14 protein-coding genes and 1 rRNA gene are annotated in these 13,727 nt (G+C 69.8%); 6 read left to right on the top strand and 9 right to left on the bottom strand.

The annotated features are described in order from the left end of the window. Positions 1-18: 18 nt before the first annotated feature. Together OYE22_RS27560 and OYE22_RS27555 are read right to left on the bottom strand one after the other, a co-directional pair. Positions 19-1,545, bottom strand: a 16S ribosomal RNA gene (locus OYE22_RS27560). Between the two features lie 548 nt (positions 1,546-2,093). Beyond that, positions 2,094-2,777 carry a DNA-3-methyladenine glycosylase gene (locus tag OYE22_RS27555; protein WP_277322911.1) on the bottom strand — a complete coding sequence of 228 codons (684 nt, stop codon included), beginning with the start codon at positions 2,775-2,777 and terminating at the stop codon, positions 2,094-2,096. Between the two features lie 170 nt (positions 2,778-2,947). Here OYE22_RS27555 and OYE22_RS27550 point away from each other — a divergent pair, with 170 nt between their 5' ends. Beyond that, positions 2,948-3,730: a sporulation protein gene (locus OYE22_RS27550; protein WP_277322910.1), complete on the top strand. Its 783-nt coding sequence runs from the start codon at positions 2,948-2,950 to the stop codon at positions 3,728-3,730. A gap of 145 nt (positions 3,731-3,875) precedes the next feature. Here the strand turns inward: OYE22_RS27550 and OYE22_RS27545 are convergent, their stop codons facing one another. Then, entirely contained in the window at positions 3,876-4,217 is a 342-nt protein-coding gene (locus OYE22_RS27545) for a barstar family protein (RefSeq protein WP_277322909.1), read from the bottom strand. Positions 4,218-4,317: 100 nt separating this feature from the next. Here OYE22_RS27545 and OYE22_RS27540 point away from each other — a divergent pair, with 100 nt between their 5' ends. Further along, on the top strand, positions 4,318-4,857 hold the full coding sequence (locus OYE22_RS27540) for a YbhB/YbcL family Raf kinase inhibitor-like protein (protein WP_277322908.1): 540 nt from the start codon (positions 4,318-4,320) through the stop codon (positions 4,855-4,857). 340 nt (positions 4,858-5,197) lie between these two features. Then, positions 5,198-5,701, top strand: coding sequence for an HNH endonuclease (locus OYE22_RS27535; RefSeq protein WP_277322907.1), 504 nt, complete (start codon positions 5,198-5,200; stop codon positions 5,699-5,701). Positions 5,702-5,803: 102 nt separating this feature from the next. Here OYE22_RS27535 and OYE22_RS27530 read toward each other — a convergent pair whose 3' ends face one another. The 3 genes from OYE22_RS27530 to OYE22_RS27520 all read right to left on the bottom strand — a co-directional run bounded on the left by OYE22_RS27530 (position 5,804) and on the right by OYE22_RS27520 (position 8,233). Further along, complete coding sequence (locus OYE22_RS27530; protein ID WP_277322906.1) at positions 5,804-6,754, bottom strand: SPFH domain-containing protein; 951 nt, start codon at positions 6,752-6,754, stop codon at positions 5,804-5,806. Positions 6,755-6,875: 121 nt separating this feature from the next. Then, entirely contained in the window at positions 6,876-7,307 is a 432-nt protein-coding gene (locus OYE22_RS27525) for an NfeD family protein (RefSeq protein WP_277322905.1), read from the bottom strand. Between the two features lie 134 nt (positions 7,308-7,441). Next, a complete protein-coding gene (locus tag OYE22_RS27520; protein ID WP_277322904.1) occupies positions 7,442-8,233 on the bottom strand; it encodes an ABC transporter ATP-binding protein in 792 nt (263 codons plus the stop codon). A 110-nt stretch (positions 8,234-8,343) separates the two neighbouring features. Between OYE22_RS27520 and OYE22_RS27515 the strand changes: the two genes are divergently transcribed. Then, the gene (locus OYE22_RS27515; protein WP_277322903.1) at positions 8,344-9,189 is read left to right on the top strand and encodes a hypothetical protein; all 846 of its coding nucleotides are present in this window, start codon (positions 8,344-8,346) and stop codon (positions 9,187-9,189) included. 185 nt (positions 9,190-9,374) lie between these two features. Here OYE22_RS27515 and OYE22_RS27510 read toward each other — a convergent pair whose 3' ends face one another. The 3 genes from OYE22_RS27510 to OYE22_RS27500 all read right to left on the bottom strand — a co-directional run bounded on the left by OYE22_RS27510 (position 9,375) and on the right by OYE22_RS27500 (position 11,579). Continuing rightward, on the bottom strand, positions 9,375-9,614 hold the full coding sequence (locus OYE22_RS27510) for a chaplin (RefSeq protein WP_277322902.1): 240 nt from the start codon (positions 9,612-9,614) through the stop codon (positions 9,375-9,377). Positions 9,615-9,730: 116 nt separating this feature from the next. Continuing rightward, the gene (locus OYE22_RS27505) at positions 9,731-10,360 is read right to left on the bottom strand and encodes a response regulator transcription factor (RefSeq protein ID WP_176165934.1); all 630 of its coding nucleotides are present in this window, start codon (positions 10,358-10,360) and stop codon (positions 9,731-9,733) included. A 58-nt stretch (positions 10,361-10,418) separates the two neighbouring features. Next, a complete protein-coding gene (locus OYE22_RS27500; protein ID WP_277322901.1) occupies positions 10,419-11,579 on the bottom strand; it encodes a GAF domain-containing sensor histidine kinase in 1,161 nt (386 codons plus the stop codon). A gap of 228 nt (positions 11,580-11,807) precedes the next feature. Here OYE22_RS27500 and OYE22_RS27495 point away from each other — a divergent pair, with 228 nt between their 5' ends. After that, the gene (locus tag OYE22_RS27495; protein WP_277322900.1) at positions 11,808-12,509 is read left to right on the top strand and encodes a nitroreductase family protein; all 702 of its coding nucleotides are present in this window, start codon (positions 11,808-11,810) and stop codon (positions 12,507-12,509) included. 323 nt (positions 12,510-12,832) lie between these two features. Then, on the top strand, positions 12,833-13,618 hold the full coding sequence (locus OYE22_RS27490) for a transglycosylase SLT domain-containing protein (protein WP_277322899.1): 786 nt from the start codon (positions 12,833-12,835) through the stop codon (positions 13,616-13,618). Positions 13,619-13,727: the final 109 nt, after the last annotated feature.

Below are 13,727 nucleotides of genomic sequence, written 5' to 3'. Positions count from 1 at the left end.
AGCCAAAGTGCTCCTTAGAAAGGAGGTGATCCAGCCGCACCTTCCGGTACGGCTACCTTGTTACGACTTCGTCCCAATCGCCAGTCCCACCTTCGACAGCTCCCTCCCCAAGGGGTTGGGCCACCGGCTTCGGGTGTTACCGACTTTCGTGACGTGACGGGCGGTGTGTACAAGGCCCGGGAACGTATTCACCGCAGCAATGCTGATCTGCGATTACTAGCGACTCCGACTTCATGGGGTCGAGTTGCAGACCCCAATCCGAACTGAGACCGGCTTTTTGAGATTCGCTCCACCTCACGGTATCGCAGCTCATTGTACCGGCCATTGTAGCACGTGTGCAGCCCAAGACATAAGGGGCATGATGACTTGACGTCGTCCCCACCTTCCTCCGAGTTGACCCCGGCAGTCTCCTGTGAGTCCCCATCACCCCGAAAGGCATGCTGGCAACACAGAACAAGGGTTGCGCTCGTTGCGGGACTTAACCCAACATCTCACGACACGAGCTGACGACAGCCATGCACCACCTGTACACCGACCACAAGGGGGCGACCATCTCTGGCCGTTTCCGGTGTATGTCAAGCCTTGGTAAGGTTCTTCGCGTTGCGTCGAATTAAGCCACATGCTCCGCCGCTTGTGCGGGCCCCCGTCAATTCCTTTGAGTTTTAGCCTTGCGGCCGTACTCCCCAGGCGGGGAACTTAATGCGTTAGCTGCGGCACGGACGACGTGGAATGTCGCCCACACCTAGTTCCCAACGTTTACGGCGTGGACTACCAGGGTATCTAATCCTGTTCGCTCCCCACGCTTTCGCTCCTCAGCGTCAGTATCGGCCCAGAGATCCGCCTTCGCCACCGGTGTTCCTCCTGATATCTGCGCATTTCACCGCTACACCAGGAATTCCGATCTCCCCTACCGAACTCTAGCCTGCCCGTATCGAATGCAGACCCGGGGTTAAGCCCCGGGCTTTCACATCCGACGCGACAAGCCGCCTACGAGCTCTTTACGCCCAATAATTCCGGACAACGCTCGCGCCCTACGTATTACCGCGGCTGCTGGCACGTAGTTAGCCGGCGCTTCTTCTGCAGGTACCGTCACTCTCGCTTCTTCCCTGCTGAAAGAGGTTTACAACCCGAAGGCCGTCATCCCTCACGCGGCGTCGCTGCATCAGGCTTTCGCCCATTGTGCAATATTCCCCACTGCTGCCTCCCGTAGGAGTCTGGGCCGTGTCTCAGTCCCAGTGTGGCCGGTCGCCCTCTCAGGCCGGCTACCCGTCGTCGCCTTGGTAGGCCATCACCCCACCAACAAGCTGATAGGCCGCGGGCTCATCCTGCACCGCCGGAGCTTTCCACCACCAACCATGCGATCGGTAGTCATATCCGGTATTAGACCCCGTTTCCAGGGCTTGTCCCAGAGTGCAGGGCAGATTGCCCACGTGTTACTCACCCGTTCGCCACTAATCCACCACCGAAGCGGCTTCATCGTTCGACTTGCATGTGTTAAGCACGCCGCCAGCGTTCGTCCTGAGCCAGGATCAAACTCTCCATGAATGCCTCCGGGATATCCCGGCAAACACACACGATAAGAGCGGAACACCGACCGGAATAAGATCGGTGTTCACAGCGTCCTCGCTGTGTCGCCCCCCAACCCCATCACAGGATCGGGAGGACTTTTCAAAGGAACCTCGCCCCCACAGTACGTGGGAGACGGGGTATCAACATATTTGGCGTTGACTTTTGGCACGCTGTTGAGTTCTCAAGGAACGGACGCTTCCTTCGGTCCCGTTTCATCGGGCCCTCCGGGCGCTTCCCTTCGGTGTTTCCAACCTTACCAGATCCTTTTTCCTGCCGTTTCCGGTCGGAATTTGTTTCCGGTCCCCTGTTGGAGCGGGGTTTGTTTCGCGCCTTTCGGCGTGGTCACTACTTTAGCGGATTTCCCCCGGGCTTCATAATCGAAGCTTTCGCAACGAATTCCGGCATGCCGAAATCCATCCCAGTTGGGGGCCGTGCAGTAGTGGTTTTTTACCGCTCAGGTGGCGTCCGCATGATCGTAACGACCGTGCCGACAGCGCTGCCCTTCTCAAGCGGCTCGGGCTACGTTAGGCGCCCGGCCGCCTCGCGTCAAGCTTCGTCGTCGAGGCTGAGCGGTTGCGGCGCCGAGGAACGTGCGCGCGGTAGGGGCTGACCGTCGGGTCGTCGGCGATCCAGAAGCGCCAGGGGTGGGTCGCCCCCTCCCCACCCACTCCCGTACGCGGACCGCTCAGCACGTGGTCGGCGGGGACGGGGTCGCCGTGCAGGACGCTCAGGGGGGCCTGCGGTCCGGCGCAGACGTCGGTGCCGTTCAGTACGCGGCCCACGTCGAGCGCCGTGGCCAGCCGCGCCGGGCCCTGGGCCAGCTCCCGGTCCTTGCGCGCGGCCGCACGTCGCGGGCGGGCCAGCTCCTGGCCTCGGATGATCTCGCCGGCGCGCAGCAGCACGCCGCTCGGGGTGCCCTCGGCGTCGCACACCAGGTTGAGGCAGTGCCACATGCCGTACGTGAAGTACACATAGGCGTGGCCGGGCGGGCCGAACATCGACGCGTTGCGCTCGGTGCGCCCCCGGTAGCAGTGCGAGCCGGGATCGGAGGCCCCCGCGTACGCCTCCACTTCCGTGAGGCGTACCTCGATCGGCCCCTGTGGCGTCGAGCGGACGAGTATCCGGCCGAGCAGGTCGGGGGCCACCTGGAGAACGGGGCGGTCGAAGAAGGAACGGTCGAGCGGCGTACGGTCACATCCCACAGTCACGCGCTCCGAGGGTACGGGACCGCGCTGCGAACCTTGGAGTGCGCGCGGCGAGCTGCCAGGGTGTGTGGCGCGGAACCGGCCGACACGGTTTCGCGTGAGTACCGATCGAGCCGATCGATACACATCACGATGAGGCGACGAGAGTCTGTCGCGTCCTGGGGAGGAAGAACATGGGCTTCAAGAAGCTGCTCGCGAGCCTGGGGGCCGGCGGTGCCTCGGTGGAGACGGTGCTCACCGAGGAGAACGTCGTACCCGGCGGCGTGGTCCAGGGCGAGGTTCGCATCCAGGGTGGTTCCGCGGCGCAGCAGATCGAGGGGCTCTCCGTCGGGCTCCAGGCCAGGGTCGAGGTGGAGGGCAACGACCAGGAGACCAAGCAGGACATCGAGTTCACCAAGCAGACCCTCGGTGGCGCCTTCGAGGTGCAGCCCGGTGCCGTGCACGCCGTGCAGTTCGCGCTGGAGGTCCCGTGGGAGACGCCGGTGACGACGTTCCTGGGGCGGCACCTCACCGGCATGAACATCGGCGTCACCACGGAGCTGGCGATCGCCCGGGCCGTCGACAGCAGCGACCTCGACCCGATCAACGTGCACCCGCTCCCCGCGCAGCAGGCCATTCTCGACGCGTTCGGGAGCCTGGGCTTCAGCTTCAAGAGTGCCGACCTGGAGCGCGGTCACATCCGTGGCACCCGGCAGCGGCTCCCCTTCTACCAGGAGATCGAGTTCTACGCCCCGCAGCAGTACCGGGGGCTGAACCAGGTCGAGCTGACCTTCGTCGCCGACGACCGGTCGATGGACGTCGTGCTGGAGATGGACAAGAAGCCCGGCCTGTTCACCGAGGGCAGCGACTCCTACCGCGCCTTCACCGTGGAGCTGTCCAACTTCCAGGGCACCGACTGGGCGGCCTACCTCAACCAGTGGCTGGCCGACGTGGGCGGCAAGCGCAACTGGCTCTGACATCGCCACGGTGACGTCGCCACGGTGACGTCTCCCAGCCTCTGACGTCAGCGACGCGCCCGTTCCCGGGCGCCGAGTGGGGCGTGCGCCGACCGGGTCGGGGCGCGCCCCGCTCGCCGTGTACGCGCCGGTTTCCGGGGCCGGCCTACTCCTGGTCGTCGAAGGTCACCGTCAGCGGCGTCTCCCGATGTGCCCAGTACTCGATGGCGTCCGCCAGCACGTCGGCCGCGGTGCGGGCCGTTTCGGGGGCTTCGGCGCGGAACCGCTGCCAGCCGCGTATCCGGATCTCGTAGCCGCTGGGCCGCCCCCACCAGGACAGGTCGCGCAGGCAGTCGTCGAGGGCGTCCCAGTTGCGGCCGAACCACTCGGGGAGGTCCAGGTCACGGGCGCAGCGGTCGAGGAACGTCGGCTCGTCGCGCACGCCGTCGAGGTCGAGTTCCGCGCGGTGCGGGCCGGTGTCGGGGGTGCCGGGCTCGGATGCGGTCATGTGGGCCATCGTCGCAGCCCGCACGCCCGCCCGGGGCGAACGATCTCGCTACGCTGGCCGTGATCGCACAGTCGCGAGAGCCGAGCAGAGAGGATTCGACGTGTCCGAGCAGAACCGGCGCCCGCTCCCCCATGACTTCCACCCCGCGGTGCCCTCGTTCACCGTGCTGAGCGACGACGTGACGCACGGCGGGGTGCTCAAGGACGACCAGGTGTACAGCGGGGGCAACCGCTCCCCGCACCTGCGCTGGTCGGGCTTTCCGGAGGGGACGAAGAGCTTCGCCGTCACCTGCTTCGACCCGGACGCGCCGACCGGCAGCGGGTTCTGGCACTGGTCGCTCTTCGACATCCCGGCCGACGTGACCGAGTTGCCCGCCGGCGCGGGCAGTGACGGCTTCCCCGGGCTGCCGGCGGGTGCGGTGCACGTACGGAACGACTACGGCACCCGGGACTTCGGCGGTGCCGCGCCGCCGCCGGGCGACGGCTCGCACCGGTACGTGTTCACGGTGTACGCCGTGGACGCCCAGAAGCTAGGCCCGGACGCGGACGCGTCGCCGGCCGTCGTGGGCTTCAACCTGCGCTTCCACACGCTGGGGCGCGCCCAGTTGATCGGCGAGTACGAGGCGCCTGCCGAGGGCTGAGCGGCGTCGCCCCGTGGGAGTAGGTCGGGCGCGGCGCCGCCCGGCCGGGCGGGGTGGGCGGTGCGCGGTGTGAAGTGAGCGGCGAGAGGGGCGGGCCCGGGTGGGTCCGCCCCTTACGCGTGTCCCGAGTCCGCGTCGCGCGCGTGGGCCCGGGCGGGGAGCGGCCCGGTCGGCGGGGGCCATCTCGGGGGCGCCGCGCGGTAGTTGCGGAGGTCGGGACGGGTGACATGAGGCACTCACACGTGGGATCACGCGTGAAATTGCGTTGTCCTCCCCCGCTCGCGCGTCCAGAGTTGTGCCGTGCCCGAAGGGGGCAGGCCGGACGCGGGAGGTGTGGGGGATGCGCGAGACTCTGGTGCTCAACGCCAGCTTCGAGCCGCTGTCGACGGTGACGCTGAGGCGTGCGGTGGTGTTGGTGCTACAGGAGAAGGCCGTGGTCGAGCAGGCCCACCCGGAGCTGCGGGTGCGGGCCGCCACGGTGGAGTTGCCCATGCCGCGGGTGATCAGGCTGAGCCGGTACGTACGGGTGCCGTTCCGAAGACGGGCGCCGTGGTCGCGGCGCGGGGTGCTGGTCAGGGACCGGCATCGGTGCGCGTACTGCGGTCGCCGGGCGACGACCGTGGACCATGTGGTGCCTCGGTCGCGCGGGGGCGGTGATACCTGGCTGAATACCGTCGCTTCGTGTGCGGAGGACAATCACCGCAAGGCGGACCGTACACCGGAGCAGGCGGGGATGCGGCTGCTGCTCACGCCGTACGAGCCGTCGCCGTCGGACGCGTTGGTGCTGGCCCTCGGGGGCGCGGGGCGGGGTGCGCTGCCGGACTGGCTGCCGGTGCCCGCCTGAGTCCACGCCGAGCCGTACCGAGATGGTGTGGGGCCCCGACGTCGAACGTCGGAGCCCCGCACCTCGCTTGTCGCCCGTGCTCCCACTGCCGTGGGGCGCCGGTCAGTCGATCCTGGGCTGCTCGCGTCGCGGGGCGGGCGCGGCCTCCGTACCGCCACCGCCGCCGAGGCCGCCGCCACCCGGGCCGAAGTTGCCGAGCGCGCCGCCAAGGCCCTTGAGGGCGTCGCCGATCTCGCTGGGCACGATCCAGAGCTTGTTGGCGTCGCCTTCGGCGATCTTCGGGAGCATCTGGAGGTACTGGTACGAGAGCAGCTTCTGGTCCGGGTCGCCGGCGTGGATGGACTCGAAGACCGTACGGATCGCCTGCGCCTCACCCTCGGCGCGCAGCGCGGCGGCCTTGGCCTCACCTTCGGCACGGAGGATGGAGGACTGCTTCTCGCCCTCGGCGCGGAGGATCTCCGACTGCCGGACACCTTCGGCCTGGAGGATGGCGGCGCGCTTGTCGCGGTCGGCGCGCATCTGCTTCTCCATCGAGTCCTGGATGGAGGTCGGCGGCTCGATCGCCTTCAGCTCGACGCGGTTGACGCGGATGCCCCACTTGCCGGTCGCCTCGTCGAGCACGCCGCGCAGGGCCGCGTTGATCTCCTCGCGGGAGGTCAGGGTCCGCTCCAGGTCCATGCCGCCGATGATGTTGCGCAGCGTGGTGACGGTGAGCTGCTCGATGGCCTGGATGTAGCTGGCGACCTCGTAGGTGGCCGCGCGGGCGTCGGTGACCTGGTAGTAGATGACCGTGTCGATGTTGACCACCAGGTTGTCCTGGGTGATCACCGGCTGCGGCGGGAAGGGGACCACCTGCTCGCGCAGGTCGACGCGGTTGCGGACGGAGTCGATGAACGGGACGACGATGTTCAGCCCGGCGTTGAGGGTCCGTGTGTAGCGCCCGAAGCGTTCGACGATGGCCGCGCTGGCTTGCGGGATGACCTGGATCGTCTTGATCAGGGCGATGAACACGAGCACCACCAGGATGATCAGGACGATGATGATCGGTTCCACAGTGGCTCCCCGTGCCCTTCGGTTGTCGGTCGATCTTGGATAGGTGAGTCTGTCAGATCAGCGCACCGCCGCGCAGCTTCGCCGCCGCTCCGGGCGGCGGCCTCCGCCCCGCGCGTACGGCTCACATCACGACGGCTGTCGCGCCGTCGATCTCCACCACATCGACCTGCTGGCCCGGCTCGTACGCCTGGCCTGTGTCGAAGGCGCGGGCGGACCAGACCTCGCCCGCGAGTTTGATGCGCCCGCCGTCGCCGTCCACCCGTTCGAGCACGACGGCCTGACGGCCCTTCAGGGCGTCGATTCCGCTGGCGTGGGAGGGGCGTTGGGATCGGTTGCGCGCGGCTATCGGGCGCACGACGGCCACCAGCGCGACCGAGACGACGACGAAGACGACGACTTGGAGCACGATGCCACCACCCAGCGCGGCGGTGATCGCGCCGGCGACGGCGCCCACGGCGAACATCCCGAACTCGGGCATCGCCGTCAGTACGAGAGGAATTCCCAGCCCGACGGCGGCGATCAGCCACCACACCCATGCGTCCACGTGGTTCATGGTAGTTCTCGGCCCGCACCGAGGACAGGGGACCGCTCACTCCACGCCATCGCGCGCCGGGCCGGCACCCCGTGCGCGGGCCCCGGCCCGTCGCTCCGCCGGTCGGAGCGACGGGGGACGCTACCGACAGCGGGTCACTTCAGCGGCAGGCCCTGCGCGGTCCACCGGTCGCCCCGGCGCTCGACCACCAGCGGCAGCCCGAAGCAGTGGGAGAGGTTGCGGGAGTTCAGCTCGGTCTCCACGGGGCCGGCGGCGAGCACCTCGCCCTGGCGGATCATCAGGACGTGGGTGAAGCCGGGGGCGATCTCCTCGACGTGGTGCGTGACCATGATCATGGAGGGCGCGTACGGGTCGCGGGCGAGCCGCCCGAGGCGGCGTACGAGGTCCTCGCGCCCGCCGAGGTCGAGGCCGGCGGCGGGCTCGTCGAGCAGCAGGAGTTCGGGGTCGGTCATCATGGCGCGGGCGATCAGGGTGCGCTTGCGCTCGCCCTCGGAGAGGGTGCCGAACTTGCGGTCGAGGTACTCGCTCATGCCCAGCCGGTCGAGGAAGGCGCGGGCGCGGTCCTCGTCGACGGCCTCGTAGCTCTCCTGCCAGGTGGCGGTCATGCCGTACGCGGCGGTGAGGACCGTCTGCAGCACCGTCTGGCTGCGCGGCAGCTTGTCGGCCACGCCGATGCCGGCCATGCCGATGCGCGGCCGGAGCTCGAAGACATCGACGCCGCCGAGCTTCTCGCCGAGGATCTGCACCGTGCCGGTGGTGGGGAAGAGGTAGCTGGAGGCGATGTTCAGCAGCGTCGTCTTGCCCGCGCCGTTGGGGCCGAGGATCACCCAGCGTTCTCCCTCGGCGACCGACCACGAGACATGGTCCACCAGAGCCCGGCCGTCGCGGACCACGGATACGTCCACCAGCTCCAGAACATCGCTCATGAGCGCGTTGTCTCCCATTGCAGTCTCGTCATGTCGCGTGTGCCGGCGGGCACAGCTCCCAAGCAAAACCTACGCCACCCGTTGTCGGTGCCAGTCCTTAGGCTGGTGGCATGCTCGACGAACCTCGCTCAGGACGCCTGGCCGCGTGGGGAAATGCCCTGCTTGCCGGACTTGTCTCACCTGATGACGCGGCGCACCGTATCACCGGCACGGATGCGTCACACCGCGTCGTGGACCTGCCGGAGAGATCGGCCCCGCCCGGCGCCGCCCCGGACCCCGCGCCGGTGGGGCTGACCCTGGCGATGGGGCGGCTGCGCGCGCTGGGCGCCACCGGCCTGTGTGTGGCACTGCCGGTGGCGGGGCACCCGCTCGGGCTGAGCGGGCCGCCGGAGTTCAACGCGCGGGCGCTGGAGGCCGGCGAGGCGGTCATCGCGGTGGGTGTGGGGCTCGGCCTGGTGCCCGAGGTCCACCGGGCGGGGCCGCGCGGGGTGGGCGTGGACGGCGGCCCGGTCTCCGAGAGCGACGTGCACACCGAGGTGCTCTGGCGCTGCCTGCCGGTGCGCGAGGCGCCGCCGGCCGACGTGCCGTCGCTGGGCGAGGCGGAGCGCGAGCTGGCCGAGGCGCTGCGGGAGGCGACCGAGGCGCTGGCCCGGCTGAACGTGGCGGGGTCGGGCCCGGTCGCGGCGGCGGCCCTGGAGGCGTACCGGGCGCGCGCCGAGCGGGGACGCGAGGTGTTGGCCCCGGGGTATCCGCCGCGCGCGGTGCGCGTGCTGGAGCTGGCGCAGCGGGTGGGGGCCCTGGTGGACATCGCGTACGGGCCGGAGCACGGCGGCGCGGTCAGCGCCTCCGAGATCGCGGCGCGCTCCGAGACGTTGCGCCCGGTGGAGCGCACGGCGCGCCGGGCCCAGGTGGCCGCGTACAACGCGTACGTGGAGCAGCGGCAGCGGCAGGCGTAGCCGCGCCGGCCGGTCACCCCTGACCCGTCGGGGCGGTCGGGGCGCGCAGCAGTCGGCCCCGCGACGGTCGCCGCGGGGCCGGTGGTGCTGGGAGAAGCGCGCGGGAGGCGGCGGGCGTGGACGGCGCCCCTGACCGGGCCGTTATCGACCCGTGCCGGGAGCGCCGAAGCGCCGCGGTCCCGCGATCAGAGGTTGGTGCAGAAGTTCCCGAAGGTGGGGTTGAGAACCCCGACGACGTTCACCGAGTTACCGCAGGCGTTGACCGGCACGTGCACCGGAACCTGGACCTGGTTGCCGGAGCCCACGCCCGGCGAGGCCGTGGCCGCGCCCCGCGCCGCGGAGTCGGCCGACGCGACGCCCGCCCCGGCCATGGCGAGGCCGCCCATCATGATCGTTACGGCGGCGGCCCTCTTGATGTTCTTCACTGCTCAACCCTTCTCGGCTTTCACCGCGGCGAACCGCCGCGGCGTGCACTGGAGAACGGTCGACCGCCGAATGAGTTGCGCCGACGAGCCGTCGATCACACGACCGTATGAAAATGTCAGTCGCCCACCCCGTGCCGGACGGCCCACAGGGCGGCCTGCGTGCGGTCGGCGAGGTCGAGCTTCATCAGGATGTTCGAGACGTGGGTCTTCACGGTCTTCTCGGACAGCACCAGGGCGCGGGCGATCTCCCGGTTGGAGCGGCCGTCCGCGATCAGGGCCAGCACCTCGCGCTCCCGGTCGGTGAGCGAGGCGCCACGGCCCTGGCTGCCGCCCGCCTCCTCCTGCGAGAGCAGCGCCCCGGCCACCTCCGGCTGGAGCAGCACGTGCCCGGCGTACACCGAGCGGATGGCGCCGGCGAGGGCGTCGGGGTCCACGTCCTTGTACACGTAGCCGGCCGCGCCGGCGCGCAGCGCCGGGACGACGGTGCGCTGCTCGGTGAAGCTGGTCACGACCAGCACGCGGGCCGGGTTCTGCAACTCACGCAGCCGGCGCAGCGCCTCGATCCCGTCGGTGTCGGGCATCTTGACGTCCATCAGGACCACGTCGGGGCGCAGCTCCTCGGCGCGGGCCACGCCCTCGGCGCCGTCGGACGCCTCGCCGACCACCTCGATGTCGTCCTGGACCTCAAGGAAGGTGCGCAGCCCGCGACGTACCACCTGGTGGTCGTCGACGAGCAGCACCGAGATGCGCGGCCGGTCGGGGCGCGGCGGGTGGGACGCCGCGGTCTGCTCTGTGGTCTCCGGCTCAGCCACCGGGCACCTCCATCTCGATCAGGGTGCCCTTGCCGGGCGTGGATTCCACGGTGAGCGCGCCGCCGACGGCCGCCGCCCGGTCACGCATGGAGACCAGGCCGAGGTGACGGCCGGCGCGGCGGACGGCCGAGGGGTCGAAGCCCCGCCCGTCGTCGCGTACGGACAGCAGTGCTCCGCCGGCGCCGTGCCGGGCGAGTGTGACCTCGACGCGGGAGGCCCCGGCGTGCCGGAGCGCGTTGTGCAGGGCCTCCTGGGCGACCCGTAGCAGCGCCTCCTCCTGGGCGGAGGGCAGCGCGCGCACGCCGTTCGCGGAGAAGGTGACGCGGGTGCTCTGGGCGCGGTCGAGGACCTGGGTCTGGGTACGCAGCGTGGCGACGAGGCCGTCCTCGTCGAGCGCGGCCGGGCGCAGCTCCACCACGGCGGCGCGCAACTCGTCGGCCGCCTCCGCGGCCAGCGCCGTGACCTGCTGGAGTTCGCTCCTGGCACGGTCCGGGTCGCGGTGTACGAGGGCGGTGGCGGCCTGGGCGGTCAGGCGGAGCGAGAACAGCTTCTGGGCGACGGCGTCGTGCAGCTCGTGCGCGAGGCGGGCGCGTTCGCCGGCGATGGTCAGCTCGCGGCTGCGCTCGTAGAGCCGGGCGTTGGTGAGGGCGATGGCGGCGTGCTGGGCGAGGATGCCCAGGAGTTCCTCGTCCTCCGCGGTGAAGCCGCAGCCGCCGGTCGGGCGGGGGCACTGCTTGTTGGCGAGGAAGAGGGCGCCGAGGACCTCGTCGCCGTCGGCGATGGGCAGGCCGAGGAAGTCGGACATCTCGGGGTGGGCGTCCGGCCACCCCTCGAACCGGGGGTCGGTACGGACGTCGGCGAGGCGTTGCGGCGTCGCGTCCCTGAGCATGGCGGCGAGGATGCCGTGCTGACGCGGGAGCGGGCCGATGGCCTTCCACTGCTTCTCGCTCACGCCGTCCACGACGAACTGGGCGAAGCCGCCGTGGTCGTCGGGGACCCCGAGCGCCGCGTACCTGGCGTTCAGCAGCTCGCGGGCGGAGACGACGATCGTCTTGAGGACGTCGCGGACCTCCAACTGCCGGTTCATGGCGAGCAGCGCGGTGCTCACGGCCGCCAGTCCGGTTCCGGGGCCGATTCCCGGTCCTTTGGTCATGGCTTCACCGTACCGGCGTGATCAGCGGGCCGTATCGGGCCGGCGGCGGCCGGTGATTAGGCCGTGAGACCTAGGCCGTACGGCCCTGCCCCGGGTTGGGCCCGGGAGGGGTCCGTGGTGGCGGACGCCGGGTGGGATGTGGGGGCGTGTGGGGTTCGAGGGGTGGGTGGGGCGGCGAATTCTCGGATCCGGCCCGCATTCCGTCCGGGGCGGGGTCAGACTCGGCACATGTCTGTACCTACGCGGAACTGGACCCCCACCCACGGCGACCCCTACCAGCCGGTCCCCTACCGCCCCGCGCGGATGGACCCGGCACAGTCCCTGGAGCGCGCGGCCGAGCTGCGGCGCCGGATGGACGAGCGCAGGACCGTACGACAGTTCTCCACCGACCCCGTGCCCGAGCAGGTGGTGCGCGACGCCATCGCCTGCGCGGCCACCGCGCCCTCCGGAGCGCACCAGCAGCCCTGGACGTTCGTCCTGGTCAAGGACCCGGAGGTGCGGCGCAGGATCAGGGAGGCGGCAGAGGAGGAGGAGCGCCGCTCCTACGAGGGGCGGCTCGGCGAGGAGTGGCTGGCGGCGCTGCGACCGCTCGGCACGGACGAGGTCAAGCCGCACCTGACGGACGCGCCGCACCTCATCATCGTCTTCCAGCAGCGCTACTGGCTGGGCGAGGACGGCACCAAGCGCAAGCACTACTACGTGGACGAGTCGGTGGGCATAGCCGTGGGCATGCTGCTGTCCGCGCTGCACCTGTCGGGGCTGGCCGCGCTGATCCACACGCCGAGCCCCATGCGGTTCCTGTCCCAGGTGCTGGGGCGGCCGGAGAACGAGAAGGCGTTCGCCGTCATCCCGGTCGGCTACCCGGCGGACGACTGCGCGGTGCCCGACCTGGTACGCAAGTCGCTGTCCCAGGTGATGGTCGAGATCTAGACCGTCGACCTTCCGTACGCGCCCGCTCACGCCGGGCCACCTCTCGGGGGGCCCGGTGTGAGCCCGCGCATAGGACGGGGATCACCTACGAATGGGATTAGTTGAATTCCCATGGCTTCGCACCGGGAAAATAGCCGCGATCGAGGGGTTTCGATAACCCCCCTTTGCCACGAAGCCAGATAGTACGTCACACCTTTGCCAGGCGATTTTCCAACCGCTAACAATTGCCGAGTCGCACGGCGCCGTCATCAGACGCGGCGCTCTTCTTCTGCGCCGACGTCACGGCGACTGCGACCCCCGCGATTGGAAGAGGTTTACTCCGCATGCTCGTCCCCAGCATTCGTGGTTATCACCGCCTGCCCAAGGCCCACAAGCTTTCCGCCGCCGGCATCGCCGCTACCGGTGTCGTCGCCATCGCCTTCGCCGCCGTCCCCAGCGACGCCCACGCCGAGTCGAACGCGGCCCCGTCCGCGCAGAGCGTCGCCGTGAACCAGGCCGCCTTCGGTGGCAAGGCGCTGTCCTCCGGCGTCCCGCAGCAGGCGAAGTCCGACCTGCCGCGCACCGGCGCCGTCGAGGCCCTGCAGAAGGCCGCCCAGGACAAGAAGGAGGCCGCCGCCGAGGCGGTGCGCTCCGAGCAGACCCAGGCCGCCGCCGACATGCAGACGGCCAAGGAGCGCAGCGCCGCGCAGAGTGCGGCCAAGGAGCGTTCCGCGCGGAGCGCGGTCAAGGAGCGCTCCGGCAAGACCGCCAGCCGTTCGGCGCCCCGCAAGGCGGCTCCGGTCACCTACTCCAACAACCTCGACGGTTGGATCAAGGAATCGCTGGCCATCCTCAAGAAGAATGGCATTCCGGGCACCTACGAGGGCATTCACCGCAACATCATGCGTGAGTCCAGCGGTAACCCGCGGGCGATCAATGACTGGGACGTGAACGCCATCGCCGGCATTCCGTCCAAGGGCCTGCTCCAGGTGATCCCGCCGACCTTCAAGGCGTTCCACGTCGAGGGCACGTCCTGGGACATCTACGACCCGGTCGCCAACATCACGGCCGCTTGCAACTACGCGGCCCAGAAGTACGGCACCATGGACAACGTCGACTCGGCGTACTAGGCCGGCGCTCGGCCACCCGCCGAATCCGGCGGCGCGGGCCCACCGCTTCGGCCCGCGCCAGCAGGCGGCACCTGTTCCATCACGCGCCGCAGGGCGGCACCCTTCCCGG

The organism is Streptomyces sp. 71268 (genome assembly GCF_029392895.1).
Classification (GTDB): Bacteria; Actinomycetota; Actinomycetes; order Streptomycetales; family Streptomycetaceae; genus Streptomyces.
This window is presented reverse-complemented; position numbering and strand designations above follow the sequence as displayed.

What these genes read in the sequence shown, in the direction of transcription:
- OYE22_RS27550 (WP_277322910.1), top strand. Translation starts at nt 2,948, where the DNA reads ATGGGCTTCAAGAAGCTGCTCGCGAGCCTGGGGGCCGGCGGTGCCTCG.
- OYE22_RS27545 (WP_277322909.1), bottom strand. Translation starts at nt 4,217, where the DNA reads ATGACCGCATCCGAGCCCGGCACCCCCGACACCGGCCCGCACCGCGCG.
- OYE22_RS27535 (WP_277322907.1), top strand. Translation starts at nt 5,198, where the DNA reads ATGCGCGAGACTCTGGTGCTCAACGCCAGCTTCGAGCCGCTGTCGACG.
- OYE22_RS27525 (WP_277322905.1), bottom strand. Translation starts at nt 7,307, where the DNA reads ATGAACCACGTGGACGCATGGGTGTGGTGGCTGATCGCCGCCGTCGGG.
- OYE22_RS27520 (WP_277322904.1), bottom strand. Translation starts at nt 8,233, where the DNA reads ATGAGCGATGTTCTGGAGCTGGTGGACGTATCCGTGGTCCGCGACGGC.
- OYE22_RS27515 (WP_277322903.1), top strand. Translation starts at nt 8,344, where the DNA reads ATGCTCGACGAACCTCGCTCAGGACGCCTGGCCGCGTGGGGAAATGCC.
- OYE22_RS27500 (WP_277322901.1), bottom strand. Translation starts at nt 11,579, where the DNA reads ATGACCAAAGGACCGGGAATCGGCCCCGGAACCGGACTGGCGGCCGTG.
- OYE22_RS27495 (WP_277322900.1), top strand. Translation starts at nt 11,808, where the DNA reads ATGTCTGTACCTACGCGGAACTGGACCCCCACCCACGGCGACCCCTAC.
- OYE22_RS27490 (WP_277322899.1), top strand. Translation starts at nt 12,833, where the DNA reads ATGCTCGTCCCCAGCATTCGTGGTTATCACCGCCTGCCCAAGGCCCAC.